The 3,358-nt window shown below is 65.7% G+C and carries 4 protein-coding genes; 3 read left to right on the forward strand and 1 reads right to left on the reverse strand.

The window, feature by feature from the left end:
• The 3 genes from EOA32_RS35210 to EOA32_RS35220 form a co-directional block, all read left to right on the forward strand.
• A partial coding sequence (locus tag EOA32_RS35210) for an L-serine ammonia-lyase (protein WP_128374144.1) occupies positions 1-1,383 on the forward strand: 1,383 nt, incomplete at its 5' end.
• 139 nt (positions 1,384-1,522) lie between these two features.
• On the forward strand, positions 1,523-1,960 hold the full coding sequence (locus EOA32_RS35215; RefSeq protein ID WP_127247950.1) for a DUF1489 family protein: 438 nt from the start codon (positions 1,523-1,525) through the stop codon (positions 1,958-1,960).
• A 123-nt stretch (positions 1,961-2,083) separates the two neighbouring features.
• Positions 2,084-2,782, forward strand: coding sequence for a molecular chaperone DnaJ (locus EOA32_RS35220; protein ID WP_066992599.1), 699 nt, complete (start codon positions 2,084-2,086; stop codon positions 2,780-2,782).
• Between the two features lie 41 nt (positions 2,783-2,823).
• On the opposite strand, the gene EOA32_RS35225 is transcribed toward EOA32_RS35220, so the two are convergent.
• Positions 2,824-3,358 (reverse strand): SPOR domain-containing protein (locus EOA32_RS35225; protein ID WP_145971470.1); only part of this gene is annotated, 535 nt, incomplete at its 5' end.

A 3,358-nucleotide genomic window follows, 5' to 3' on the forward strand; every position in this document is an offset into this window, starting at 1 on the left:
CTGTTCAAGATCGGCATCGGTCCATCGAGCTCGCATACGATGGGGCCGATGACGGCTGCGCGCCGTTTCCTCGGCGAAATCCTCGCCGACGACTGGCCGCGCCCGGTCGGCGTCGAGGTCGATCGCATCGGCGCCAGCCTGCACGGCTCGCTCGCTTATACCGGCATCGGCCATGGCTCGGACCGCGCCGTCATCCTCGGCCTGGCCGGCGAGACGCCGCAGACGGTCGATCCGGATGAGGCGGATAGCATCGTTGCCCGCATCGGAACGGAGAAACGGATTTCCCCGCCTGGGCATCCGGCCTACCGCTTCGACCCGGCCAAGGATCTGGTGCTCGACCGCAAGACGCCGCTGACCGGCCACGCCAACGGCATGGCCTTCTATGCCTACGATGCGTCCGACCGGCTGCTGCTCAAGCGCATCTATTATTCCATCGGCGGCGGCTTCGTCGTCTCCGAGGAAGAGTTGCAGCGCATGAAGGCCAAGGGCTCGGTGTCGACGGAAGGCAAGAAGGTGCCTTATCCGTTCAAGAACGCCGTCGAGATGCTGGCGATGGCGGCCAAGAGCGGGCTTTCGATCGCCGAGATGAAGCGGTCCAATGAGGAAACGCATATGTCGCGCGAGGAGCTGGACGCCGGCCTCGACGCGATCTGGAGCGCCATGAAGGGCTGCATCGACCGCGGGCTGTCGCAGGACGGCATCATGCCGGGCGGACTGAAGGTGCGGCGCCGCGCACGCCAATTGCATGACAAGCTGCAGGAACAGTGGCAGCAGAACCGGCCCAACCCCTTGCTCGCCAATGACTGGCTGTCGATCTATGCCATGGCGGTGAACGAGGAGAACGCCGCCGGCGGGCGCGTGGTGACTGCGCCGACCAACGGCGCGGCCGGAACGCTGCCGGCAGTGCTGCGCTACTGGCTGCATTTCCATCCCGAAGCTGACCAGCCGAGCATCCGCGACTTCCTGCTGACGGCCGCCGCCGTCGGCGGCATCATCAAGTCAAACGCTTCGATCTCGGGCGCCGAGGTCGGCTGCCAGGGCGAAGTGGGATCCGCTTCGGCAATGGCGGCGGCCGGGCTTTGCGCGGTCATGGGAGGCACTCCGGAGCAGGTCGAGAACGCCGCGGAAATCGCACTCGAGCACCACCTCGGCATGACCTGCGATCCGGTCGGCGGCCTGGTGCAGGTGCCCTGCATCGAGCGCAATGCGCTGGGGGCGGTCAAGGCGGTGACAGCCGCCTCGCTCGCCATCAAGGGCGACGGGACGCATTTCGTGCCGCTGGATGCTGCGATCGAGACCATGCGCCAGACCGGTCTCGACATGAACGAGAAATATAAGGAAACCAGCCTCGGCGGACTGGCTGTCAACGTGGTCGAGTGCTGACCCTGCCCTTTCCACCGGCGGGCTTGGTTTGCCGAAGCGATCGAAACGGCCACGCTGGCCTGATGATCTGGCAGCAATCGGCCTGTGCATAATCTCGCTCGGCGTTGAACGCCTCCGGGGCAGTCGCTAGATTGCGGGCATGTCTCTGAATCTCGTCAAACTCTGCGTCGGCTGCGACAGCGTCGAGGACCTGGAAGAGTGGATCGCCTTCCGTCTCGACGAGCGGTGCCGCGCCGGCGAGCCGGCCGAGCACTGGCACACCACGCGCATGGTGCCGACGCGCGGTGGGGAGATCACCGATGGCGGCTCGCTCTACTGGGTGATCAAGGGCAACGTCCAATGCCGGCAGCTGATCACGGAGATCCGGCCTTTCGTCGACGGCGAAGGCATCGGCCGCTGCCATCTCGTGCTTGATCCCGAAGTGGTGCGCACCGACTGGCAGCCGCGCCGCGCCTTCCAGGGCTGGCGTTATCTTAAGCCCTCCGATGCGCCGGCCGATCTCGGCAAGGGCAGGGCCGCATTGGCCGAGATGCCGCCGAAACTGCGCCTGGAGCTTGCGGATCTCGGCCTGCTGTAAGACTGCAGGTCCTCATCTTCCGCTTGCTGGCCCTTCGAGCGGCCCGGTGTGGGGCTTGCAAGCACCGCCCCTGCGCCACATCTTGATTTCGATGCACAATCATTTGGATGGCGGTGCAAACTGATGGGCGTGATCATCGCATTGGCAGCCGTGCTCCTGGTGCTTTTCGGCGCCGCGACAATCTTTGTGCGTGCCGACGCAGCGAGGATGGCGGACAGTCTCAGAACGCTTGGGCCCGCGCTGTTGGGCCTGATCGGCGCGACGATGCTCGTGGTCGGCCGCAGCAGCTTTGGCGGCCTGCTGATGATTGCGGCTGCAGGCTGGTATGCCTGGATGCGGGCGAGGCGACCGCCACCGAAACTTGTCGCGGCCAAACGCTCAACCGTGCGCACCGCGGCTCTCGAAATGGAGCTCGACCACGACAGCGGCAAGCTCGAAGGCCTTGTTCTCGCCGGCCATTATGAGGGGAGAATGCTGAGCGCCATGGGGATTGCCGAGCTGCAGCAACTCCATGTCGAGCTGCGGCCGGACCCGGAGAGCCGCCAGCTGCTAGAGACGTATCTTGACGGCCGTTTTCCCGTCTGGCGCAAGGACGCGCAGCCGGACAGTGGCGAAGGGCTGGGTGTTGCGCCAGGTGCGGGCGCCATGACTAAGGAGGAGGCCTACAAGATCCTTGGTCTTGAAGCGGGGGCTGCCGCGGCGGATATCCGCAAGGCGCACCGCCGCCTGATGCAGCGCCTGAACGCCGATGTCGGCGGCACGTCTGTCCTGGCGGCGCGGATCAATGAAGCCAAGGACGTCTTGCTCTCCAATCACGACTAGTCTCCTTCGACGCGGAACTTCCCGGGAGGTTCAAAAGCCGCCTATTGCTGGACGGCGTAGCACTCGATCTTCTTTCGCTTCAGGGCGTCGCAAGCTTTCCAGGCTGCGTCCTTCGAGCCGAAACCGCCGAAGCGGGCGCGGTAGTAGGTGACGCCGCCCTTGTCGAACGCGACCGTGAAGCCCGATGCGTCGGCCAGCACCTTCGGCGCCTGCCTGGTCGTCTTGTCGAGAAGCGCCTGAGCCCCCGATTGCGTCGGCGAGGACGCGACCTGCACCACCCATCCCGACGGCAGCGAGGCCGTCTTGACCGGATCGATGGCCGGGGCGGCGGCTGCGGCCGGCTCGGCGTAAGCGGCAACCGTCTGGGACGTGGCTTCGGGCTGTGATGCGGTTTCGGTCTCTGAGGTGGTTTCTTGGGGCGCGGGTGCCGGAGCCATGGCGGCCACCGCAACTGTCTTCACCTTCCTGACCTGGATCACCGGCTTGGTTTCCTCAGCGACCGGCGCGCTGTCATCGGCTGACGCGACTTCGTCGACAGCCGGTTTTTCGTCCGGAGTCGGCGCGTCATGCTTGGGC

It is taken from the genome of Mesorhizobium sp. M1A.F.Ca.ET.072.01.1.1 (genome assembly GCF_004023325.1).
Classification (GTDB): domain Bacteria; phylum Pseudomonadota; class Alphaproteobacteria; order Rhizobiales; family Rhizobiaceae; genus Mesorhizobium.